The sequence below is a fragment of the Amorphus suaedae genome (assembly GCF_053629675.1).
This window is the reverse complement of the sequence record NZ_JBRJIT010000001.1, coordinates 328,565-351,140: the sequence shown is the minus strand read 5'-3', so window position 1 is coordinate 351,140 and position 22,576 is coordinate 328,565. Positions and strand designations below refer to the sequence as shown.

Genomic DNA, 22,576 nt, shown 5'->3' with positions numbered 1-22,576 from the left:
GGGCGCCACCTCCTCCTCGGTGTGCGTCGCGGAGCTCACGCGGCGTCGGCGGCGATCCAGGCCTTCTCGATCCGGTCCGGATCGACGACCGGCTCGCCGCGCTTGATCTGGTCAACGGCGTCCATGCCGTCGGTCACCTGACCCCACACGGTGTACTGCTTGTCGAGGAACGGCGCCCGCTCGAAGCAGATGAAGAACTGGCTGTCACCGGAGTTCGGGTCCTGGGTGCGCGCCATCGACACGGTGCCGCGCTCATGCGGGGCATCGTTGAACTCCTGGTTCAGCTTCTTGCCCGAACCGCCGGTGCCGTTGCCCTTCGGGCAGCCGGTCTGGGCCATGAAGCCGTCGATCACCCGGTGGAAGACGATGCCGTTGTAGAAGCCCTCGCGGACGAGCTCCTTGATGCGGGCGACGTGGTTCGGCGCGACGTCGGGACGAAGCGCGATCGTCACCTGTCCGCGGGTGGTGTCCAGCACCAGGGTGTTCTCGGGATCGGTTGCCACAGGCTCTACTCCTTTTTCAGTATCGGTTCTGCGGTCGGACGGTGCGTCCGGCCTACTTGTCGCCCTTGATATAGGCTTTCACGATCTTGTCCGGGTTCGAGACCTGGCCATTGGCGCTCTGCGAGCCCTTCTTGATCGTATCGACCACGTCCATGCCGTCGATGACTTCGCCAAAGACGGTGTACTTGCCGTCGAGGCTGGGCACGCGGTTGAACATGATGAAGAACTGCGAGTTGGCGCTGTCGGGGCTCTGGGCCCGCGCCATGCCGACGGTGCCGCGCTGATACGGGGTCGAGGTGAACTCCGCCTTCAGGTCGGGCAGCTTCGAGCCGCCGCTTCCGGTGCCGGTCGGATCGCCGGTCTGGGCCATGAAGCCTTCGATGACGCGGTGGAAGACGACGCCATCATAGAAGCCTTCGCGCGCGAGGGTCTTGATGCGCTCGACATGCTCGGGCGCCAGATCCGGACGCAGCGCGATCTCGACGGCGCCCTTGTTGGTCTCGAGCACGAGGATGTTGTCGGGGCTGGCGGTGGTCTGCGCGGCTGCGGGCAGGACGGCCGCAATCGCGAAGGCAATCAGGACGGCAAGACGTGCGATCATGTGAGACCTCTTCGGCACTCCGCGCTACCGGCGCACGAGGCGCGGGTCGGGATGCGGTGGATCGGATGGGGGTCTGGCCCACGTCCCGTCGGTGGCAAGCCACCGGCCGGCAGCGGGCGTCAGTCTTTCTTGTCGGCCTTTTCGGCGAGGCGCCGGGCGACGTCGGCGGGCACGAACTCCGCGGTGCGCCCACCCATGCGGGCGATCTGACGCACAAGCGTGGCTGTGATGTGACGCACTTCGGGCGAGGCCGGCAGAAAAACGGTCTGCACCTGCGGGCGCAGGGTGCGGTTCATGCCCGCCATCTGCATCTCGTAGTCGAGGTCGGTGCCGTCGCGGAGGCCGCGGATCAGCAGCGTCGCGCCGTGGTCGACGGCGGCATCGATGACGAGATTGGTGAACGAGACGACCTGCAGCCGGTCCTGCTCGCCGGCGGGGAGGATCTCGCGCGCCACGTCGCGGAGCATCTCGACGCGCTCCTCGAAGCTGAACATCGGCGCCTTGCCCGGATGCACGCCGATGGCGACGACGACGCGGTCGGCGATGCCCAGCGCGTGGGAGAGAACGTCGAGGTGGCCGTTGGTCACCGGATCGAACGAGCCGGGATAAAGCGCAATTCGCATGGGTCCGCCGTCGTCCAGGAGCCGCATCCCGCCGGATGGGATCATCCGGCCTTTCAAGAGCGGTTCGATATCCGAGCTTCGGAGCCTTTTCTTTTCTGCCGCCCGATCGAGCCGATCGGAGCGAAACGGGAAGGCCCTGAAGCGACCGCACACCACCGGATACTGCGGCGTTTGCGCGATGGTCGGTTGGTCTAGCCGCCCGGCCGGACGACTGCAACCCCACCCTCTTTCTTCACTCTTTCTTCACACCCGTGGAACCGCCCCGCCAGATGTCGCGTTGTGTTGCCAGGAGGACAGCAACGATGCGCCACACGATGAAGTTCAACACCCGGATCGACGCTAACAGCTCTGCTTCGGCGGATGCGACGGACGCCCGGACTTCCCGGTCGAAAGTAAACAATGCGATGAACCGTGACGAGCATCACTCGCGTGCCGCTCAGTTCTCACCATCTCATCATCATCGAGGACGATTTGCTCACTCGACGTGGAACAAGGGGTCAGGGATGATGTTCGCCAAACGCTTTTCCGCTCGCATGATCGCCGCTTCCGGCATCGTTGCCTTCACCGCCATCGCCGTCACGGCGGGCGTGAACACCGTCGGATTTTCGTCGACGCCCAAGGCCGATCGGTTCGACACCGTCGCCGAGCGCCTGTGCGCCGACCAGAACTGGCCGAATATCTCGAACGCCTGCATCACCTGGGAATCGGCGTCCGCCGCGCCCAAGAAGGTGCGCTTCGTGACCGAGTCCCGGACGGATGAGGCCAACGCCGTGACCATCCTGGCGCGCAGCCCGGCCACTGTCGTGGCCCAGCGCTAAGTCCTACCAGGACCCAGGTTTCACTGACTGACCGAGACTGACTGGCCTGACTGACCACTGGCGCCTTCGGGCGTCCTCCAAGCCAACTTTTCGTCGGATCGGCTTACCCCCCTAAGCCGGTTCGACGTCAGCCCCGCAGCGGTCTCCGCTGCGGGGCTTTTTTCTGCGCGCAGCACGCAGAGGGCGACCCTGTGCTTGCCCTCCCCGTGGTGAACGGACGCCCGCAAGTCCTTGCAACAGAGATGAAAACGGACTCCGCAGGCAGTCGCGCGCGTCAGCGCCGGCTCGGAAGGTTCAGCCCGAGATCCACGGCGACGTCCGCAAGCCCCCTGCATTCCGTTTCGCGCTTGGCCGCGGCCATGAAATAGAGCTTGTCGACGGAGTCCCCCAGAAGCTCGCCGGCGTCATTCCAGGCGCGCTGACGATCGGCCACCGAGACATCCGCGAAGCGGGCCTGGAGGAATCCCTCCATCATAGCGACATCGGCTTCGCTGAAGATCGCCCCGAGGCTCTGACAGCCCCTCATGCCCCGATAGATCATCATAAAGCCCTGCAGTTCCCGCAATTCGTCGGCGGTTGCGTCCGCGATGGTGTGCACCGTCGCCTCGCCTGGCGAAAGCGCCGGCCCGGCGGCAACCGCGGGTATCGCAGTGGCCAGGACCCCGAACACGCCGGCCAGCACGCGCGCCATCCGCGCGAACCCGCCCGGTCGGCGTGACGCGTCGGGTCGCGACGGCGGACGGCAATCCTGTTCTCCCCTCACCTGGAAGGGCCCGAGGAAGGCGGCAGGGCTGCAAAAACGGGGCAAGGTGGCGATCTCCGACTGCGGCCGCGGTTCGGGGCGGCGCCTGTCGGGACGCGATGCCAGCGGAACGGCGGAGCTACGGAGCAAGTCTGCCGCGATCGCGTGGCGGACGGCATCCCCCGGATGGGGAATGCCCGTCAGGCGAGCACCGGCCGGCGCTGACGCCGGCCGGCACCGTGCCTACTCTTCGGGCTCGACGTCCGGGGCATCGCCCGCACCGTCGTCGGCCGGGCCTTCGCCAGCGCCGCCGTCCGTGCCGGCTACGCCGCCCCCGGCGCCGATTTCGCCGTCCTCGAACTCCTCCTCGTCATCGACTTCGGAGACGCGTTCGACCGAGACGACCTTCTCGCCTTCGGCCGTCGAGAACACGATGACGCCCTGGGTGTTGCGGCCAGCCTGACGGATGCCGTCGACGGGGCAGCGGATCAACTGGCCGCCGTTGGTGACCAGCATGATCTGGTCGGCGTCCTCGACCGGGAAGGTGGCGACGAGCTGGCCGTTGCGGTCGTTGACCGTCATGGCGACGATGCCTTTGCCGCCACGCCCGGTGACCCGGTACTCGTAGGCGGAGGTCCGCTTGCCGTAGCCGTTCTCGGAGATGGCGAGGATGACCTGCTCGGCCGCGCTCAGCTCCGCGTAGCGCTCCGAGCCCAGCTCGACGGCCATGCCTTCGTCGGCCTCGGCCTCGATCGGCGCATCGCCCTCGCCCGCCACCGCGCGCCGCATCTTGAGGTACGCGGTGCGTTCGGCCGGCGACGCATCCACATGGCGCAGGATCGACATGGAGATGATGCGGTCGTCTTCCGGCAGGGTGATGCCGCGCACGCCGGTCGAGTTGCGCCCGGCGAAGACGCGCACGTCGGTGACCGGGAAGCGGATCGCCTGCCCCGTCGCCGTGGTCAGCAGAACGTCGTCGTCCGGCGAGCAGATCTGCACGCCGACGATGCCGTCGCCCTCGTCGAGCTTCATGGCGATCTTGCCGGCGCGGTTCACCTGCACGAAGTCGGAGAGCTTGTTGCGCCGGACGGTGCCCTTGGTGGTCGCGAACATCACGTCCAGCTCGGCCCAGCTCGCCTCGTCGTCGGTGAGCGGCAGGATCGAGGTGATCGCCTCGCCCTGTTCCAGCGGAAGGATGTTGATCAGCGCCTTGCCGCGCGCCTGGGGAGCCGCCAGCGGCAGCCGCCAGACCTTCTCCTTGTAGACGATGCCGCGCGAGGAGAAGAACAGCACGGGAGTGTGGGTGTTGGCGACGAACAGCCGGGTGACGAAGTCCGCCTCGCGGGTCGACATGCCGGAGCGGCCCTTGCCGCCGCGGCGCTGGGCCCGGTAGGTGACCAGCGGCACGCGCTTCACGTAGCCGGCGTGGCTGACCGTGACGACCATGTCCTCGCGCTGGATGAGGTCCTCGTCCTCGAGATCGGCACCGCCCTCGACGATCTCGGTCTTGCGCGGCGTGGCGAACTCGTCGCGCACCGAGGTGAGCTCGTCCTTGATGATCTCGAACACCCGCTGTCGCGAGCGCAGGATCTCCAGGTAGTCCTTGATCTCGTCGGCGAGCTTGTTGAGCTCGTCGCCGATCTCGTCGCGGCCGAGCGCGGTGAGGCGCTGCAGGCGCAGGTCGAGGATGGCGCGGGCCTGTTCCTCGGAGAGCCGGCAGGTGCCGTCCTCGGCGACCGCGTGGCGCGGATCGTCGATCAGCTTGACCAGCGGGACCATGTCGCGCGCCGGCCAGTCGCGGCTCATGAGCTCGGCCCGCGCCGTCGCCGGATCGGGCGAGGTGCGGATCAGGCGGATGACTTCGTCGATGTTGGCGACCGCGATCGCCAGGCCGACAAGCACGTGGGCCCGGTCGCGGGCCTTGTTCAGCAGGAACTTGGTGCGGCGGTTGATGACCTCCTCGCGGAAGCCGATGAAGGCGGTCAGGAAGTCGCGAAGCTGCATCAGCTCCGGACGTCCGTAGTTGAGCGCCACCAGGTTGCAGCCGAACGTCGATTGCAGCGGCGAGAAGCGGTAGAGCTGGTTCAGCACCACCTCGGCCACTGCATCGCGCTTCAGCTCGATCACCACCCGCATGCCGTCGCGATCGGATTCGTCGCGCAGGTCCGAGATGCCCTCGACGCGCTTGTCGCGGACGAGTTCCGCGATCTTCTCGACCATCGAGGCCTTGTTCACCTGGTACGGGATTTCCTTGATGACCAAGGCTTCCCGGTCCTTGCCGGCGGCTTCGATGTCGACGCGGCCGCGCATCGTCACCGAGCCGCGGCCGGTGGAATAGGCCGAACGGATGCCGCCGCGGCCGAGGATGATGCCGCCGGTCGGGAAGTCGGGACCGGGGATGTACTCCCACAGGGCTTCGACCGACAGCGTCGGGTCGTCGATCATCGCGATGGTGGCGTCGATCACTTCGCCGAGGTTGTGCGGCGGGATGTTCGTCGCCATGCCGACCGCGATGCCGCCGGCACCGTTGACGAGCAGGTTCGGGAAGCGCGCCGGCAGCACGATCGGCTCGCGCTCGGAATTGTCGTAGTTGTCCTGGAAATCGACGGTCGCCTTGTCGATGTCCTCGAGCAGCGGGTTGGCGACCTTCTCCAGCCGCACCTCGGTGTAACGCATGGCGGCCGGGGGATCGCCGTCGACCGAGCCGAAGTTGCCCTGGCCGTCGATCAGCGGCAGGCGCATGGAGAAGTCCTGCGCCATGCGCACCAGCGCGTCGTAGATCGCCTGGTCGCCGTGCGGATGGTACTTACCCATCACGTCGCCGACGATGCGCGAGGACTTCTTGTACGGCTTGTTCCACTCGTAGCCGTTCTCGTGCATCGTGTAGAGGATGCGCCGATGAACCGGCTTCAGGCCATCCCTGACGTCGGGAAGCGCCCGGCTCACGATCACGCTCATGGCGTAATCGAGATAGGACCGCTCCATTTCGTCGGTGATGGAAATGCCGCGCACGCCCTTCGGCTCTTCGCCCGGCGGCGGAACTTGCTCGTCACTCACAGGGAATCACACTCGCGTCTTAGGTCGGTTGGATTGTCTATAGCCGATTCCCGTGCGCAGGGCCACTTCGCGGGGCGCGGCAACGAACCAGGTTTGCAAGAAAAATCAACCGCTTAGGTTTGAATATTCGAAGCTGAAAATTTGCGTGGGCCGTCGCCACGCCGATTCCGTCAAAATGGGGTGCCGCGGCCCCGGTATCAATGCGCTGCGTGCCCGCACACGGGGCGCCACGATCGGGGAACGCCGGCATGACCAACTATCTTCTGAATGCACTGACGACGCTGTTCGTGACGGTCGATCCGATCGGGCTGGCGCCGATCTTCCTGGCGCTGACGCCGGGGTGGTCGCGGGCGGCGCGGCGGGTGGTGGCGATCAAGGCGAGCGCGGTGGCGTTCGGCATCCTGCTGGCCTTCGCGCTGGTCGGCAACTCGCTGCTGGGCTTCCTCGGCATCTCGCTGTCGGCGTTCCGCGTGGCAGGCGGGCTGCTGCTGTTCTGGATCGCCGCGGAAATGGTGTTCGGCAAGCGCACCGAGCGCAAGGCGACGCTGGCCCAGGAGGCCACCCGCGAGGAGGCCGCCGACAGCGAGGGCGGCGGCGACCATGCGGCCGGATCCGGGGCCGCGGCGAGCGCGGCGGAGGACGAGCACGCCGACATCGCGGCGTTTCCGCTGGCGATCCCGCTGATCGCCGGTCCCGGCGCCATCTCCGCCGTCATCCTGCTGGCCGACCACGCGCCGTCGAACGCCGCCTTCGGCGCGATGATCGCGACGATCGCCCTGGTCCTCGCCAGCACGCTGGTGGTGTTCCTGGCCGCCCCGACGGTCGACCGCTTCCTGGGCGCCACCGGCCGCGCGGTGCTGACCCGGCTGCTCGGCGTGATCCTCGCCGCCCTCGCCGTCCAGTTCGTGGCCGACGGCATCATCACGCTGGCAAAGACGGTGTAGGCCGCGCGTCCTGCCCGGCACCTGGGCGCGCGTGACAGCCTAGCCGCGATCCATACGCACCAGCACCGCGGTCGCGTCGTCCGACTGTTTGAAGCGCGGAAAACTGCGGCATTCGGGATCCTCGACCTGCTCGAGCGCGCGCAGCTCCTCCGCCAGGAAGGCCAGCCCTTCGGCGCCGGCCGCCGCCAGCAGGCCCGGCGCGTCATAGAGGCGGTAGTCCTCCACCAGCGCCGCGAAGCCGTCGGTGGCGAGCAGCGCCTCGACCGGAGCATCGATCTCGAGCCGGCGCAGCCGCGCCCGGGCCGCCGCCTCGCGATCGAGACCCAGCACCCAGTAGCCCTCGGGCGTGTTGTGGCGGGAGCGTCCCTCGCGCATGCGCCGGCGCACCTCCGGCGTCTCGATGGTCGCGTTGTGGGCGATCATCCGGCGCGCCGCGTCCTGTTCGGCTGCCCGGCCCGCCCGGTCGCTGCCCACCGTGAGGACGGCGCCGTTGCCGGCGCGCGCGAACAGGCAGCAGTCGCCGAGTTCCGCGACATCGATGCCGCGCGGGTCGAAGCGGGCGATCAGTATGGAGGCCGTGGGGCGCTGGTAGCGGCCCTCCGGCGGGCGCACCTGTTCGGCCTCGAAGCGTCGGGCCAGGTCGTCGATGGTGGCCTCGAGCAGCGCCAGCAGATCGGTTTCGCCGCCGTCGATGCGTTCGGCCAGCAGCGCGCTCGCCGTCGCCGAGAGCCAGGCCGCATCGCTCGGCCCGCCGAGGCACTCGAAATCGCCGAGCCCGGTGGCCCCGTCAATCACCCAGGCGAACGCGCCGGCGGTGCCGAAGGCGTCCTCGTTGGGCCGCCGCGGGCTCCCGGGAAGCGAGATCCGATCGACGATGTCGACGCCAGTCATCGCCATCTCGTCTCCAGGGAATTCTTCGGTCCGGCGCGTCGACCGGACTTCGGCGACAGGCGGGTCAGACGGACGCGGTCGACCCCAGGCGATCGGCATCGGCCATCGACCGGTGCAGGCGTTCGGACTGGATCAGAACGGGATCTCGTCGTCGAGGTCGCGGCCATATCCGCCGCCACCCCCGCCACTGCTGCCGCCGCCGGTGTCCATCGGACCCGACTGGCCGAAGCCGCCCGAGCTGGCGCCACCGCCGCCGCCACCACCGTAGGAGCCGCCGCCGCCACCGCCGCCTTCGCTGCGGCCATCGAGCATCGTCAGCGCGGAGTTGAAGCCCTGCAGCACCACCTCGGTCGTGTAGCGCTTCTGGCCGGACTGGTCTTCCCACTCGCGGGTCTGCAGCTGGCCCTCGATATAGACCTTCGAGCCCTTGCGCAGATACTGCTCGGCGATCTTGCACAGGCCTTCGTTGAAGATCACGACCCGGTGCCACTCGGTGCGCTCGCGCCGCTCGCCGCTCGCCTTGTCGCGCCAGCTGTCGGAGGTCGCGATGCGCAGATTGCCGACCGGGCGGCCATCCTGGGTGCGGCGGATTTCCGGATCCGCGCCGAGATTTCCGACGAGGATCACTTTGTTGACGCTGCCGGCCATCTCGTTCTCCATTCCCAGACGTTCTTGATCCCCGCACCCATAGCGCGGCACGGGCGGCGCGTCTCCCCATCCGCCTCCCCCGTCCACAGATGCGGGGCCGGGATGGCTGCGAGGAACCCGACACAATCGTTCACGTTCGCATTGCATCGGGGCGTGCGCCGCAATATGATGTTCCTATATTGTTCTTTTCCGCTTATCAAGGCAACGATGATCGAGCTCGTCACCGAGAGGCTGTCCCTTCGGCCCTTTCGCGCCGCGGACCGGGCACAGCTGGCGGCCCTCGTGCGCGATCCGGACGTGTTCTTCTGGGAGAAGCAGCCGGTGTCCGACGCGGCCATCGACAGGATTCTGGATCTCACCCGGCGGCTGCAGGCGCGCGGCATGGGCTGGTTCGCGGCCTTCCGGCGCCAGCACCCGGGGGACTTCGTCGGCACGGTCGCGCTCAAGCCAACGATCCCCGGCGACCGCTCGGCCGAGCCCCGGGACCCGCCGGATCCCGGACCGGACGACGCGGAGATCAGCTGGCACCTGATGCCCCGCTACTGGGGCCACGGGTTTGCGACCGAGGGCGCCCGCGCCGTGCTGGACCACGCCATGCGCATCGTCCAGCCGGACAGGGTCGTGGCCTTCGCCCTCCCCGACAATATCCGCTCCCTCCGGGTTATCCGGCGGGTCGGCCTACCCTATATTGGCGATCGGCACCACGCCGGCAGCCCGCACGCCTTCTTCGCTCTCTCCCGGAAGGCCTACCTGACGGCCGCGCCGGCGACCCCTCCCAAGACCGGACGATCCAGCCCCCATGCATAAGACGATCTCCATCAAAGGTGCGCGCGAGCACAACCTGAAGAACGTGGATCTGGAGATCCCGCGGGATTCGCTCGTGGTGTTCACCGGCCTGTCGGGCTCCGGCAAGTCGTCGCTGGCCTTCGACACCATCTATGCCGAGGGACAGCGCCGCTACGTGGAGAGCCTTTCGGCCTACGCGCGCCAGTTCCTGGAGATGATGCAGAAGCCCGACGTCGACCAGATCGACGGGCTCTCGCCGGCGATCTCGATCGAGCAGAAGACGACGTCGCGCAATCCGCGCTCGACCGTCGGCACCGTGACCGAGATCTACGACTACATGCGCCTCCTGTGGGCGCGGGTGGGCGTGCCCTACTCGCCCGCCACGGGCCTTCCCATCGAGAGCCAGACCGTCAGCCAGATGGTGGACCGGGTGCTGGCGCTGCCGGAGAAGACGCGGCTCTACCTGCTGGCGCCGATCGTGCGCGGCCGCAAGGGCGAGTACCGCAAGGAGCTGGCCGAGCTGCAGAAGAAGGGCTTCCAGCGGGTCAAGATCGACGGCACCTTCCACGAGATCACCGAGGCTCCGGCCCTCGACAAGAAGATCAAGCACGACATCGAGGTGGTGGTCGACCGCCTGGTGGTGCGCGACGACATCGGTACGCGGCTGGCGGATTCGCTGGAGACCGCGCTGGGGCTGGCCGACGGCATTGCCTTCGCCGAGTTCGCCGACGAGACGGACGAGGCCGGCGCGCCGAAGCGCATGGTGTTTTCGGAGAAGTTCGCCTGCCCGGTCTCCGGGTTCACGATTCCCGAGATCGAACCGCGGCTGTTCTCGTTCAACAACCCGTTCGGCGCCTGCCCGACCTGCGACGGTCTCGGCACCATGCTGAGCTTCGAGGCCGACCTGGTCGTGCCCGACGACGGGCTTTCGCTGCGCAACGGCGCCATCCTGCCGTGGTCGCGCACCGGCAACACCTCGCCCTATTACACCCAGACGCTCGACGCGATCGCGGCGCACTACGACGTCGCCATGACGACGCCGTGGCGCGACCTGCCGGAGGTGGTGCGCAACACCATCCTGTTCGGCACGAAGGAGAAGATCGCCTTCCGCTACGACGACGGCCTTCGCAGCTACGAGACGAAGAAGACCTTCGAGGGCGTCGTCACCAACATCGAGCGGCGCTGGCGCGAGACGGATTCCCAGTGGGTCCGCGAGGAGCTGTCGCGCTACCAGTCCGACAAGCCTTGCGAGGCGTGCGGCGGCTACCGCCTGAAGCCCGAGGCGCTGGCGGTGAAGATCGCCGGCTTCCACGTGGGCCAGGCCTCGCAGCTGTCGATCCGCGAGGCCCATGCCTGGTTCGACGCCCTCGGCGCCCAGCTCACCGACAAGCAGAACGAGATCGCCTCCCGGATCCTCAAGGAGATCCGCGAGCGCCTGCGCTTCCTGGTCGACGTCGGCCTCGATTACCTGCAGCTGTCGCGCAACTCCGGGACCCTTTCGGGCGGCGAGAGCCAGCGGATCCGGCTTGCCTCGCAGATCGGCTCGGGCCTGACCGGCGTGCTCTACGTGCTCGACGAACCGTCGATCGGCCTGCACCAGCGCGACAACGCCCGCCTGCTGGAAACCCTCAAGCGGCTGCGCGACCTCGGCAACACCGTGATCGTCGTGGAGCACGACGAGGACGCCATCCTGGCGGCCGACTACGTCGTCGACGTGGGCCCCGGCGCCGGCGTCCACGGCGGCCAGATCGTGTCGCAGGGAACGCCGGACCAGATCGTCGCCGACCCGGCCTCGCTCACCGGCCAGTACCTTTCCGGCGTCCGCGAGATCCCGGTGCCGGCCCAGCGGCGCAAGGCGAAGAAGGGCCGCAGCATCAAGCTCACCGGCGCGCGCGGCAACAACCTCAAGAACGTCTCGTTCGAGCTGCCGCTTGGCACCTTCACCGCGGTCACCGGCGTTTCCGGCGGCGGCAAGTCGACGCTGCTCATCGACACCTTCTACAAGGCCGTCGCCCGGCGCCTGAACGGCGCGCGCGACGTGCCGGCGCCCCACGATTCCATCGAGGGGCTGGAGCAGATCGACAAGATCATCGACATCGACCAGTCGCCGATCGGACGGACCCCGCGCTCCAACCCGGCCACCTACACCGGCGCCTTCACGCCGATCCGCGAATGGTTCACCGGCCTGCCGGAATCCAAGGCGCGCGGCTACGGCCCGGGCCGCTTCTCCTTCAACGTGAAGGGCGGCCGCTGCGAGGCGTGCCAGGGCGACGGCGTCATCAAGATCGAAATGCACTTCCTGCCGGACGTCTACGTCACCTGCGACGTCTGCGACGGCAAGCGCTACAACCGCGAGACGCTGGAGATCACCTTCCGCGACAAGTCGATCTCCGACGTGCTGGACATGACCGTCGACGAAGGCTGCACCTTCTTCGAGGCCGTGCCGCAGGTGCGCGACAAGCTGGAGACGCTGAAGCAGGTCGGGCTCAGCTACATCAAGATCGGCCAGCAGGCGACGACGCTGTCCGGCGGCGAGGCCCAGCGCGTCAAGCTCGCCAAGGAGCTGTCGAAGCGCGCCACCGGCCGCACCCTCTACATCCTCGACGAGCCGACGACGGGCCTGCACTTCCACGACGTCGCCAAGCTGCTGGAGGTGCTCCAGCGACTGGTGGAGACCGGCAACACGGTGGTGGTGATCGAGCACAACCTGGAGGTCATCAAGACCGCCGACTGGGTCATCGATCTCGGCCCCGAGGGCGGCGACGGCGGCGGCAGGGTCGTGGCCATGGGCCGGCCGGAGGACATCGCGGCCGCGCCGGAGAGCCACACGGGGCAGTTCCTCGCGGAGCTGCTCTCGCGCCGGCCCAAGCAAAAGGCAGCTACTGCCGCCGAATGAGGCGGCCCGATTCGGCGCCGCACCATCGGCGGCGCGCGAGGCGGCAGAAGCACGCCGCGAAAGTCCGCCGCTGGCGTGCCCTGAAGCTGCCGCGAAGCTGCCTTTGTGCAATGCAGCTTACGCAGGCCTGACATGCTTTTTTATCTGATTACAAAGCAGTCACATTCGCCCATATACGGGGCAGTCGACGGACACGGCACGACCGCCCGCCGCTTTTTAAGCTCATCACCCCGGCGTGTTGGTTTGGCAACCTTCATTGCGTTTCTTGGAGTGCCGCCATGTTCGACATTTTCGTTCGGACGTTTCAGTCCTGGAAGGACAACCGCAATCTCGCTGAGATCCGTCGGCTTTCGCCGCGTCAGCAGCTTGATCTCGGGCTTACCTCGCTGGATATCGAGAAGCTCGTCGGCCGCTCCAGGGACTTCTCTCGCCCGTGAGTTTCCGGGCCGCACCGCCTCATAAAGGCGCCGGCCCCACCGACTGACCAGATCAGGCACTGCCGCGCAGCGCGGCCGATGCCAAGAGATACGAGCCGGGATGTGCCCCTCACATCCGTCCGGCTCGGTAGCCGCGGCCACCCCCTCCCCTTGGGCCGCGGTGATATGGAACGCCCGCCGGCTCCTCCCTCCGGCGGGCGTTTTCCGTTTCTGCGGCCGTTCCGGCACGCCCGTGTCGCGCCAAGGCGACATCGCTTCGCCCCCCGACATGATCGACGGCAAATTTCCGACGCGTGCGAGGCTCCCATCGGGCCGAAAATGATCTATGCAGGGCGCCAAGAAGTTTGAGAGTCCGCCCTTTGACACCCGACACGACCGCCAAGCCAGCATCCTTCGAAGCGGAGACCGTCCTGAAGAGCGACGTCTTCAGCCGGGTCACCCTCGGGCGCCTCGGCGGAACGGTCGTGGTGGAGCGCGACGTGGGGCCGACGCCGGTCTGGTCGAAGCCGCTGGCCTACGTGCTGTTCTGGCGCGAGCGCCGGGCGCTGCGCCGGCTTTCCGGCGTCCCGGGCGTCTCCGAGCTGGTCGCCACCGACCGCCGCCGCCTCTACCGCTCGTGGCTCTCCGGCGTGCCGCTGCACATCGCCGAGCCGCACGGCGACGAGGCGTTCTTCCGCGCCGCCAAGCAGAGCCTCTACGCGCTGCACCGGCGCGGCGTCGTCCACAACGATCTCGCCAAGCAGCAGAACTGGCTGCGGCTGACCGACGGCGGCCCGGCCCTCATCGATTTCCAGCTGGCGAGCGTGCATCCGCGCAAGGGCAAGCTCTACCGGATCCTCGCCTACGAGGACCTGCGCCATCTGCTGAAGCACAAGAAGCGCTACTGCGCGCACGCACTGACGGCGCGCGAGCGCAAGATCCTCGCCACCAAGAGCCTGCCGACGCGCCTGTGGATGGCGAGCGGCAAGCGCGTCTACAACACGGTGACGCGCGGCATCTTCTCCTGGTCCGACGGCGAAGGCGGCCACGACCGGCTGAAGCATTTCGGCGCCAAGGTGGAGGAGCGACTCGAAGCCCATCCGCAGGTGCGCCGCGCCGCGGTCGCGAGCTACCCCTATCCGCGCCACGGCGCCGGGCTCTACGCCTTCGTGGAGGCCGATGGACCGGTCGAGCCGGCGGCGCTGCAGGCCTGGTGCCGCGAGACGCTGGAGGGACCCGGCACGCCGGACCTGGTGCAGATCGTCGAGGCACTGCCCGCCGACCCCGCCGGCAAACCGCGCCGCGACCTGCTGACGCTGATTGCCCGCAACCTGCTCGACGATCTCGACGCGGCCGACAAGGATCCCGTCGCCGCCGACGCGGCCCGCACGATCGCCGCGCGCCGGCTCAACCTGTCGGACCGGACCTTCTCCGCGGGCTAGCTTGCGTCTCCGCAGGTCAGGATCTCTCGAACAGCGGATAGACGGCGAACCACTCGTCCAGGGGCATGACGTCCGGTCGCACGCCGTTGGCGTGCGGCCAGGAATCGATCGCGTACGGACGGCCGGTCTCAGTCTCGTTGACCACCGCGGTCGCGTGCGGGTAGCGCCCGTCGAGGAAGAAGCCGCGCGCCACCGGCCGCACCACGGTGTGGTGGGTCAGGAAGCCCTGCTTCTCGGCGAGCAAAAGGTAGCTCGTCGTGTTGGTCGATTCGTCGATGCAGTCCATCTGGCCGACGATGCCGGCGTTGCGCAGGTCGAGGCCGGCGACATCGTTGGCGGAGCCAACGGTCGGCGCGACGGTCTTTTCCATCCACGCGATCGCCTCGGCGATGGCCTTGCGCTCGGCCGCCGGCGAGGCCCGCCCGCGCGCCAGGATCGTCTTGTAGGTTCGCAGGTTCTTCGGGCTGAGGGTGACCGGCGTGCGGCGGACGCAGCCGAAGCCATGGCACACCACGACCCGGGTCGCCGTCGGCGGCACCGCCTGGTTGGCGGCGTACCACAGGCCCGGTTGCCCGACCTGCTGCTGCATGCACCCGGCCAGCATCAGGGCCGCGGCCAACACACCTGCAACGCGACTGACCACGCGGCTGATTCCTCGTTCCGTCATCGGTATCCGGTATCCTGTCACCGCGAGGATGACCAGCCCGTTTACGTGCTGCGCCGCGGGAGCGCCCGGCGATGCCGCTTCCCATCGCCGGCGGATCCGCCATACTCGATGCGTCCGCTGCCGCCGCACGGCCGCGCCGCATCGGACCGCTTTCGAGATACCGGCCCGGCGGCCCCGTTTCCGGCCCCTGCCCCGTCGGGACGGTTGACCGACGGGCCGCCCGCCCTTCATAGGATGCGCATGGAACCCGTACATGTCGTCGGAGCCGGCCTCGCGGGTAGCGAGGCCGCCTGGCAGCTTGCCGAGGCCGGTGTCCCGGTCATTCTTCACGAGATGCGCCCGGAGCGCGGCACGCCCGTCCACAAGACGGACGGCTTCGCCGAGCTCGTCTGCTCCAACTCGTTCCGCTCCGACGACGCGGAAACGAACGCCGTCGGGCTGCTCCACCACGAGATGCGGCGCGCCGGATCCCTCGTCATCGGCTCGGCCGACCGCCACCAGGTGCCGGCCGGCAGCGCGCTCGCCGTCGACCGCGACGGCTTCTCCGAGACCGTGACGAAGGCGCTGCATGACCACCCGCTCGTCACCATCGCGCGCGGTGAGATCGCCGGGCTGCCCCCGGAGGACTGGAGCTCGGTGATCGTCGCCACCGGTCCGCTCACCTCGCCGGCGCTCGCCAATGCCGTCCTGGAGCTCACCGGCGAGACGTCGCTCGCCTTCTTCGACGCCATCGCGCCGATCGTCCATCTCGACTCCGTCGACATGGACAAGGCGTGGTTCCAGTCGCGCTACGACAAGCCGGGCCCCGGCGGCACCGGCGCCGACTATCTCAACTGCGCGATGTCGAAGGAGGAATACGACGGCTTCATCGACGCCCTGATCGCGGCGGAGAAGACCGTCTTCCGCGAGTGGGAGCTCGACACCCCCTATTTCGACGGCTGCCTGCCCATCGAGGTGATGGCCGAGCGCGGCCGGGAAACCCTGCGCCACGGCCCGATGAAGCCGGTCGGCCTGACCAATGCCCACAACCCCACGGTCAAGGCCTACGCCATCGTCCAGCTCCGCCAGGACAATGCCCTGGGCACGCTGTTCAACATGGTCGGCTTCCAGACCAAGCTCACCTACGGCGAGCAGGTGCGCGTGTTCCGGATGATCCCGGGTCTGGAGAACGCCCAGTTCGCGCGGCTCGGCGGCCTTCACCGCAACACCTACCTGAACTCGCCGAAGCTTCTGGACGGCACGCTGCGCCTCAAGGCGGCGCCGCGCATGCGCTTCGCCGGCCAGATCACCGGCTGCGAGGGCTATGTGGAATCGGCCTCCATCGGGCTGCTCGCCGGCCGGTTCGCCGCCGCCGAACGGCTGGGCCGCCCGCTGGCGAGCCCGCCGGTGACGACCGCCATGGGCGCCCTGCTCGGCCACATCACCGGGGGCCACCTGGAGGGTGAGGACGTGGGCGGCGCGCGGTCGTTCCAGCCGATGAACGTGAACTTCGGCCTGTTCCCGCCGATGGAGGCGCCGAAGCACGACGCCGACGGCAAGCGCATCACCGGGTCGGCCAGGGGCATGGCGAAGAAGCGGGTGATGACGGCCCGCGGCCGCGCAGACTTCGAGGCCTGGCTGGCCGAGGCGCCGGCCGCCGCGGCCGAATAGACCCGGCAACCGCGACCTTGGGAGGTCAGCCCTTCAGCCAGGCCGACACGGGCACCATGCCGCGATCGCTCGCGGCGCGCATGCGACGCGCGGCGCGCCACAGCCGCCAGAGGCTGCGCAGCCGGGATCCCGACAGATCGCTCGCCGACGGTTCGTACCCGGCCGCCGCGGTGCCCTCCAGGACCGGCGGCACCAGCGCCAGCGTCAGGAACGCCGGGGATGTGGCCGCCGGCACCGTGTCGCCGTAGAGGCGGCAACGCCCGAGGTGATGAAGCCCGTGTTCGGCGAATTCGCGCACCGCGGCCCGCGTTGCCGGATCCCCCGGATTGGCGATCATCCGCTCGGCCGACGTGCCGTGACGCTCCAGCAGGTCGGCCGGCAGGAACACCTGCCCGCGCCGCAGGTGATGCGGCAGCGCCCTGAGCACGGCGGCGATCGTCTCCGCCACCCCGGCATGGCCGGCAAGGGTACCGGTTGCGGGATCGCGCCCGTCCGACAGCACCAGAGCCGCCAGCTGGAACAGCGCGCCATGGGTCTCGCCGGCGTAGCCCTCGAAGGTGTCCTGGTCCGGCATCGGGTCGTCGTAGAGATCAAAGATCCGCGCCTCGGTCATGGCGACCAGCGGCGCCCGCGGCAGACGGTAGCGATCGATGGTCTGCAGCAGCGCATCGGCCACCGGATGACCGCGCACGTCGCCATGGCCGGAGCCTTCCAGGAGATCGCGCCACCACTGCAGGCGGATCTCGCCGGGCAGCGGATCGCGGATGAGTTCGCGCACCCGGGCAAGCTCCAGGTGGAAGGCGTAGAGCGCCATGAGGCCCGGCCGATGCGCCTCGTCGGCGTAGAGCGCCGCCGCGAAGCGGTCCGGGTCGCCCTGGCGCAGGATCGCCTGACACTCTGAAAAGGAATCGTTCATGGCGAAAGGAGAGATAGGGCCTGGTTGGGATCCGTGCAGGGCAAGCGGCAGCGCCGACCCTATTCCTTGATGACGTGGGCCGGCGCAAGCGCGGCTCGGGTCACGCGACGACGATGAACCCGGCGGCCACCGGCCGCGACTCGCCCAGCAGGACGTTGAACGTCCTGACCGCGGGTCCGGTCGCCATCACCTCGAAGCGGATGCCGGCCTCGCGCAGCATGTCCTTCAGCGAGGCGGCCAGCGGCATGGGCAGCGTGCCCATGCCGAGAAGGAGCAGCTCGATGCCCTCCGCCTCGGCCACCACCCGCTCCAGTGCCGCGGCGTCGATCTCGCCGGGCGCTTCCGGCGCCCACGCATAGATCCCCGACGGCACGCACAGGATGGAGCCCTTGTGGGACATCTCGGCAAAGCGGAAGCCGCCGTTGCCATAGGCGTCCACCGGCGCCCGGCCGGGATAGTGGGCCTCTTTCAGGACGATGCCCCGAGGCGCGGCATCGCCGTCCCCGGGTTCCGTCATGTCAGGAGGCCGCCCCTTCGGCGACAGCCTTGTCGTCGGTGTCGGTGCCGGTCCCGTCGGCCGGACGCAGGTTGAACCAGATGAGCAGCGGCGCGGCCACGAAGATCGACGAGTACGTGCCGATCGCCACGCCCCAGATCATCGCGAAAGTGAACGACCGGATCACTTCGCCGCCGAAGATGAACAGCGCGATGAGCGCGATCAGCGTGGTGAGCGAGGTCATGACGGTGCGCGACAGCATCTGGTTGATCGACAGGTCGATCAGCTCCGACATCGGCATCTTCTTGTAGCGGCGCAGGTTCTCGCGCAGCCGGTCGTAGACCACGACGGTGTCGTTCAGCGAGTAGCCGACGATGGTCAGCACCGCCGCGATACTGGTCAGGTTGAACTCCATCTGCACCACCGCGAATATCCCGATGGTGAGCAGCACGTCGTGGACCGTGGTGATCACCGCGCCGAGGGCAAAGTGCCATTCGAAGCGGAGCCAGATGTAGACCATGATCGCCAGCAGCGCGGCGATGACCGCGAGGACGCCGGCCTGGGCCAGCTCGGCGGACACGCGCGGGCCGACCACCTCGACGCGGCGGAAGTCCACCGTGTCACCGAACATGTCGCGGATCAGCTGCACGGCGCGCTGCTGAGCCTCTTCACCACCCGGCTGGCGCACGACGCGGATCAGCACGTCGTCCGGCGCACCGAACTGCTGGATCTGCACATCGCCCAGATTGAGCTCGCCGATATCCGAGCGGATGGCCGCCATGTCGGCCGGCCCGTCCTTGGTCTGGATCTCGACGAGCGTGCCGCCCTGGAAGTCGATGCCGTAATTCATGCCCACGGAGAAGAACAGGATCACCGAGACGACCGACAGCACGGTCGAGATGGTGAATCCCAGCTTCCAGTATTTCATGAAGCTGAAGTTCGTGTCGCTGGGCAGTCTGATAAGTCGCATGAACGAGGCTCCGCCGTTCCCGCCCTAGAGCGGGACGGCTGATGGCCGCTTCCACTTCACCCACTGGGCGACGAGGAAACGGGTGAAGAGGAAGGCCGAGAACACCGTGGTGATGATACCGATGGCCAGCGTGACGGCGAACCCGCGAACGGGGCCGGAGCCAAGCTGGAACAGGATCACCGCGGCGATCAGGGTCGTGATGTTGGCGTCCAGGATCGTGCCGAGGGCGCGCGAGAAGCCGGCGTCGATCGCCGTGATCGCCGATCGGCCGGCACGGGCTTCCTCGCGTATGCGCTCGTAGATCAGCACGTTCGCGTCGACCGCCATGCCCATCGTCAGCACGATGCCCGCGATGCCGGGCAGCGTGAGCGTTGCCTGGAGCAGCGACAGCAGCGCCAGGATGAGCACGATGTTCACGACCAGCGCGATGTTGGCGAAGATGCCGAACAGCCCGTAGACCAGCAGCATCGACAGCGCGACGCCGATGGCCGCGATGATCGCCGCCGTCTCGCCGGCCTTGATGGAGTCCTCTCCGAGGCCCGGTCCGACCGTCCGCTCCTCGACGATGGTGAGCTTCGCCGGCAGCGCGCCGGCCCGGAGCAGGATCGCGAGATCGTTGGCGGTCTGGACGCTGAAGTTTCCGGAGATCTGCCCCCGTCCGCCGGTGATCGGCTCGCGGATGACCGGCGCCGAGATCACCTCGTCGTCGAGCACGATGGCGAACGGCTTGCCGACGTTCTGGGTGGTCACGTTGGCGAACTTGCGCGCGCCGCCCGTCGACAGGGTGAACGTCACCACCGGTTCGTTGGTCTGCTGCTGGAAGCTTGCCCGCGCGTCGACGAGATCCTCGCCCGACAGGAGCGGCGCCTCCTCCACCACGTAGGGCTGCGGCGGATCGTCCATCGAGTAGAGGATCATCTCGCCGGGCGGCGCGCGCGTCTCGAGCGCCTGCTGCGGATTGATGGTGGTGTTGACCAGATGGAAGGTGAGCTGCGCGGTCTGGCCGACGAGGCCCTTCAGGCGCTCCGGATCGTCGAGACCCGGCGCTTCGACCAGGATGCGGTCCTCGCCTTCGCGCTGGATGTTCGGCTCCGTCGTACCGAGTTCGTCGACGCGGCGACGGATCACCTCGATCGACTGCTGGACGATCGAGCGGACGCGCTGGGCGAGCCCGGCCTCGGTGAAGGTGAAGCGGATGAGACCGTCGTCGCCGGCGGCCATCTGGAACTCGTTGACCTCGCCCTGCCCGAACACGGTCGACTGCAGCGGATTGACGAGATCGCCCAGCCGCTCCTGCGCCATCTCGAAGTCGGCCTGGTCGCGGATGCGGACCTGGGCGCCGTTGTCGGACACGCCGAGGCCGGTGTAGCCGATCCGCGGCTCCTCGCGGAGCGCGCCCCGGATCTCGCCGACCAGGCTGGTCAGCCGCTTGTTGACGTAGTCCTCGCGGTCGACCTGATACAGCAGGTACGCGCCGCCCTGGAGATCGAGGCCGAGGACGATCTGGCGATGCGGAAGCCACGACGGCCAGGCATCGACGGTGGCCTTGGGAAACAGGTTCGGCAAGACCGCCAGAAACCCGAGCAGCACGGCTCCGAGTATCAGCGTGATCTTCCAGCGGGCGAAATACAGCATCTAGAGCCTATCGATCTTCACCGCGGCCGGGACGCGCCGAGCGTCCGGCTCGCGGTGATCATGCGGGCCGGGTCCGGCGCGGGACCGCCGCGAATGCCTCAGGCGTTGTCGTTGACCGGTTCGCCCTTGGAACGGACTTCGGTGATGGTCGTCCGCAGGAGACGGACCCTGACGCCATCGGCGATCTCGACCTGGACCTCGGTTTCGTCGATCACCTTGGTGATCTTGCCGATGAGGCCGCCCGCGGTCACCACGGTGTCGCCGCGACGCAGGGAAGAGACCATTTCCTGATGCGCCTTCATCCGCTGGCGCTGCGGACGCAGGACCAGAAAATACATGATGACGAAGATCAGGATGAACGGAAGTAGCGAAACGATAAGCTCGCTGCCGCCGCCGCCGCCAAATCCCTGGGCGTAGGCTGGTGTGACCAACATGAACCGCTCTTAGCTCCGTTTGTACGGTCCGCGACGGAGGAAATCTCCCCTCACCCCGGTCATCCGCTTTGATCCTGGAAAACGGCGCGGACTATAGCTGTCATGCGGGCCATTGCAAATGAAACCCGTGGCGGGTCCGGGCGGGGCCGGTCCGGCACCCGCGGCTGGCCCGAATCCACGGCTGGGCGCGAATCCGCCGCCGCCGCGCGGGTTCGCGCGACGTCGACCATTTGCCACGCCGCACCCGATCGCGGATCGCGGCCGCAACCCGGCGCGGTTCTGCCGCAGGCAAGCCGCGATCGCCAACGGAATCGGGCGCGCTTCCTCCAATCGGTGCGACATCGGATCGACAAGCGGGGGCTCGCGGGTCAATAGATCGGGACCAACAGATCGAACCAACCCCCGTGCCGGATCGACGCCATCCGGCCGGGACATGCGCCAGCAGGAGTCCGTCCTTGTCCAATCCGGAGTTCGCCGCCCTCGCCGCCCGGCTCGACAGCCTCATCGCCCTCGTCGAGCGCGCCGTGCCGCCGGTGGCGCAGGCGCCCGACTTCGAGGCCGCCGACGCCTTCGTCTGGCACCCGAGGCCGGGCCGGCTGGAGCCGGTGCCGCGCGTCAACCGCATCGAGATCGACCTGCTCAAGGGCGTCGACCGGATGCGCGACCAGCTCGTCGACAACACCGAGCGCTTCGCCAAGGGCCTGCCGGCCAACAACGTTCTCCTGTGGGGCGCGCGGGGCATGGGCAAATCGTCGCTGGTGAAGGCGGCGCACGCCGCCGTCAGCGCCGGCCGCGACATGCCGCTGAAGCTGATCGAGATCCACCGCGAGGACATCGAATCGCTGCCCGGCCTGATGTCGCTGCTGCGCGCCTCCGCGCACCGCTTCCTGGTGTTCTGCGACGACCTCTCCTTCGATGGCGGGGACGCGTCCTACAAGTCGCTGAAGGCGGTGCTGGAAGGCGGCATCGAGGGCCGGCCGGCCAACGTCCTGTTCTACGCGACCTCGAACCGCCGCCACCTCCTGCCGCGCGACATGATGGAGAACGAGCGGGCAACGGCCATCAATCCCGGCGAGGCGATCGAGGAAAAGGTGTCGCTGTCGGACCGTTTCGGCCTCTGGCTCGGCTTCCACAAATGCAGCCAGGACGAGTATCTCGCGATGGTCTCGGGCTACGCGGAGCACTTCGGGCTGGGAGTGTCGACCGACCAGCTGCGCGCCGAATCGCTGGAATGGGCGACCACCCGCGGCGCGCGCTCGGGCCGCGTCGCCTGGCAGTACATCCAGGATCTCGCCGGCCGCCTCGGCACGCCGCTCGACGTCTGAGCGAACCGCCGCTTCCAAGCGGTTCCAGCTCGAAGTCCGTGGCGAGCGTGCGGGTCCCCTGACCCGTGCATCTGCTGCGGCGCGCCCCGACCACGCCGGAAAGCGCCGTTCGCACC

At 68.2% G+C, this 22,576-nt stretch carries 21 protein-coding genes; 8 read left to right on the top strand and 13 right to left on the bottom strand.

Annotated elements, in window-relative coordinates; all coding sequences use genetic code 11:
• Positions 1 to 35 precede the first annotated feature (35 nt).
• The 3 genes from AB7M35_RS01600 to coaD all read right to left on the bottom strand — a co-directional run bounded on the left by AB7M35_RS01600 (position 36) and on the right by coaD (position 1,727).
• A complete protein-coding gene (locus AB7M35_RS01600) occupies positions 36 to 503 on the bottom strand; it encodes a peptidylprolyl isomerase (protein WP_453956685.1) in 468 nt (155 codons plus the stop codon).
• A 52-nt stretch (positions 504 to 555) separates the two neighbouring features.
• On the bottom strand, positions 556 to 1,104 hold the full coding sequence (locus tag AB7M35_RS01595) for a peptidylprolyl isomerase (RefSeq protein WP_453956684.1): 549 nt from the start codon (positions 1,102 to 1,104) through the stop codon (positions 556 to 558).
• Positions 1,105 to 1,223: 119 nt separating this feature from the next.
• Entirely contained in the window at positions 1,224 to 1,727 is a 504-nt protein-coding gene (gene coaD / locus AB7M35_RS01590) for a pantetheine-phosphate adenylyltransferase (RefSeq protein ID WP_453956682.1), read from the bottom strand.
• A gap of 302 nt (positions 1,728 to 2,029) precedes the next feature.
• Between coaD and AB7M35_RS01585 the strand changes: the two genes are divergently transcribed.
• On the top strand, positions 2,030 to 2,545 hold the full coding sequence (locus tag AB7M35_RS01585) for a hypothetical protein (RefSeq protein ID WP_453956680.1): 516 nt from the start codon (positions 2,030 to 2,032) through the stop codon (positions 2,543 to 2,545).
• A 274-nt stretch (positions 2,546 to 2,819) separates the two neighbouring features.
• Here AB7M35_RS01585 and AB7M35_RS01580 read toward each other — a convergent pair whose 3' ends face one another.
• Both AB7M35_RS01580 and gyrA read right to left on the bottom strand, forming a co-directional pair.
• Positions 2,820 to 3,236: a hypothetical protein gene (locus AB7M35_RS01580; RefSeq protein WP_453956678.1), complete on the bottom strand. Its 417-nt coding sequence runs from the start codon at positions 3,234 to 3,236 to the stop codon at positions 2,820 to 2,822.
• Positions 3,237 to 3,530: 294 nt separating this feature from the next.
• Positions 3,531 to 6,272, bottom strand: a complete 2,742-nt coding sequence (gyrA, locus tag AB7M35_RS01575; protein WP_453960554.1) for a DNA gyrase subunit A — start codon at positions 6,270 to 6,272, stop codon at positions 3,531 to 3,533.
• A gap of 320 nt (positions 6,273 to 6,592) precedes the next feature.
• On the opposite strand from gyrA, the gene AB7M35_RS01570 reads away from it, so the two are divergent.
• Positions 6,593 to 7,288: a MarC family protein gene (locus tag AB7M35_RS01570; RefSeq protein ID WP_453956677.1), complete on the top strand. Its 696-nt coding sequence runs from the start codon at positions 6,593 to 6,595 to the stop codon at positions 7,286 to 7,288.
• A gap of 39 nt (positions 7,289 to 7,327) precedes the next feature.
• Here AB7M35_RS01570 and AB7M35_RS01565 read toward each other — a convergent pair whose 3' ends face one another.
• Positions 7,328 to 8,185: a protein phosphatase 2C domain-containing protein gene (locus AB7M35_RS01565; RefSeq protein WP_453956676.1), complete on the bottom strand. Its 858-nt coding sequence runs from the start codon at positions 8,183 to 8,185 to the stop codon at positions 7,328 to 7,330.
• A gap of 126 nt (positions 8,186 to 8,311) precedes the next feature.
• Complete coding sequence (locus AB7M35_RS01560; protein ID WP_453956674.1) at positions 8,312 to 8,827, bottom strand: single-stranded DNA-binding protein; 516 nt, start codon at positions 8,825 to 8,827, stop codon at positions 8,312 to 8,314.
• A gap of 102 nt (positions 8,828 to 8,929) precedes the next feature.
• Here AB7M35_RS01560 and AB7M35_RS01555 point away from each other — a divergent pair, with 102 nt between their 5' ends.
• The 4 genes from AB7M35_RS01555 (at position 8,930) to AB7M35_RS01540 (ending at position 14,367) form a co-directional block, all read left to right on the top strand.
• The gene (locus tag AB7M35_RS01555) at positions 8,930 to 9,634 is read left to right on the top strand and encodes a GNAT family N-acetyltransferase (RefSeq protein WP_453956672.1); all 705 of its coding nucleotides are present in this window, start codon (positions 8,930 to 8,932) and stop codon (positions 9,632 to 9,634) included.
• Positions 9,627 to 12,509, top strand: a complete 2,883-nt coding sequence (gene uvrA / locus AB7M35_RS01550; protein WP_453956670.1) for an excinuclease ABC subunit UvrA — start codon at positions 9,627 to 9,629, stop codon at positions 12,507 to 12,509. The genes AB7M35_RS01555 and uvrA overlap by 8 nt, the downstream gene beginning before the upstream one ends.
• Before the next feature lie 278 nt (positions 12,510 to 12,787).
• A complete protein-coding gene (locus tag AB7M35_RS01545) occupies positions 12,788 to 12,946 on the top strand; it encodes a hypothetical protein (RefSeq protein ID WP_453956668.1) in 159 nt (52 codons plus the stop codon).
• Between the two features lie 359 nt (positions 12,947 to 13,305).
• Positions 13,306 to 14,367: an AMP-binding enzyme gene (locus AB7M35_RS01540; RefSeq protein ID WP_453956667.1), complete on the top strand. Its 1,062-nt coding sequence runs from the start codon at positions 13,306 to 13,308 to the stop codon at positions 14,365 to 14,367.
• A 16-nt stretch (positions 14,368 to 14,383) separates the two neighbouring features.
• Here the strand turns inward: AB7M35_RS01540 and AB7M35_RS01535 are convergent, their stop codons facing one another.
• Positions 14,384 to 15,034: a hypothetical protein gene (locus AB7M35_RS01535; RefSeq protein ID WP_453956666.1), complete on the bottom strand. Its 651-nt coding sequence runs from the start codon at positions 15,032 to 15,034 to the stop codon at positions 14,384 to 14,386.
• A gap of 240 nt (positions 15,035 to 15,274) precedes the next feature.
• Between AB7M35_RS01535 and trmFO the strand changes: the two genes are divergently transcribed.
• Complete coding sequence (trmFO, locus tag AB7M35_RS01530; protein WP_453956664.1) at positions 15,275 to 16,684, top strand: methylenetetrahydrofolate--tRNA-(uracil(54)-C(5))-methyltransferase (FADH(2)-oxidizing) TrmFO; 1,410 nt, start codon at positions 15,275 to 15,277, stop codon at positions 16,682 to 16,684.
• 25 nt (positions 16,685 to 16,709) lie between these two features.
• On the opposite strand, the gene AB7M35_RS01525 is transcribed toward trmFO, so the two are convergent.
• The 5 genes from AB7M35_RS01525 to yajC all read right to left on the bottom strand — a co-directional run bounded on the left by AB7M35_RS01525 (position 16,710) and on the right by yajC (position 21,135).
• Positions 16,710 to 17,600 (bottom strand): phytoene/squalene synthase family protein, encoded by an 891-nt coding sequence (locus AB7M35_RS01525; RefSeq protein ID WP_453956663.1) that lies wholly within the window; start codon positions 17,598 to 17,600, stop codon positions 16,710 to 16,712.
• A gap of 100 nt (positions 17,601 to 17,700) precedes the next feature.
• A complete protein-coding gene (locus AB7M35_RS01520) occupies positions 17,701 to 18,117 on the bottom strand; it encodes an Mth938-like domain-containing protein (RefSeq protein WP_453956662.1) in 417 nt (138 codons plus the stop codon).
• A gap of 1 nt (position 18,118) precedes the next feature.
• Positions 18,119 to 19,066: a protein translocase subunit SecF gene (gene secF, locus AB7M35_RS01515; protein ID WP_453956661.1), complete on the bottom strand. Its 948-nt coding sequence runs from the start codon at positions 19,064 to 19,066 to the stop codon at positions 18,119 to 18,121.
• Positions 19,067 to 19,090: 24 nt separating this feature from the next.
• Positions 19,091 to 20,701, bottom strand: coding sequence for a protein translocase subunit SecD (gene secD, locus AB7M35_RS01510; RefSeq protein WP_453956660.1), 1,611 nt, complete (start codon positions 20,699 to 20,701; stop codon positions 19,091 to 19,093).
• A 98-nt stretch (positions 20,702 to 20,799) separates the two neighbouring features.
• On the bottom strand, positions 20,800 to 21,135 hold the full coding sequence (yajC, locus tag AB7M35_RS01505; RefSeq protein WP_453956659.1) for a preprotein translocase subunit YajC: 336 nt from the start codon (positions 21,133 to 21,135) through the stop codon (positions 20,800 to 20,802).
• Between the two features lie 455 nt (positions 21,136 to 21,590).
• On the opposite strand from yajC, the gene AB7M35_RS01500 reads away from it, so the two are divergent.
• Positions 21,591 to 22,460 (top strand): ATP-binding protein, encoded by an 870-nt coding sequence (locus AB7M35_RS01500; protein WP_453956657.1) that lies wholly within the window; start codon positions 21,591 to 21,593, stop codon positions 22,458 to 22,460.
• Positions 22,461 to 22,576 lie beyond the last annotated feature (116 nt).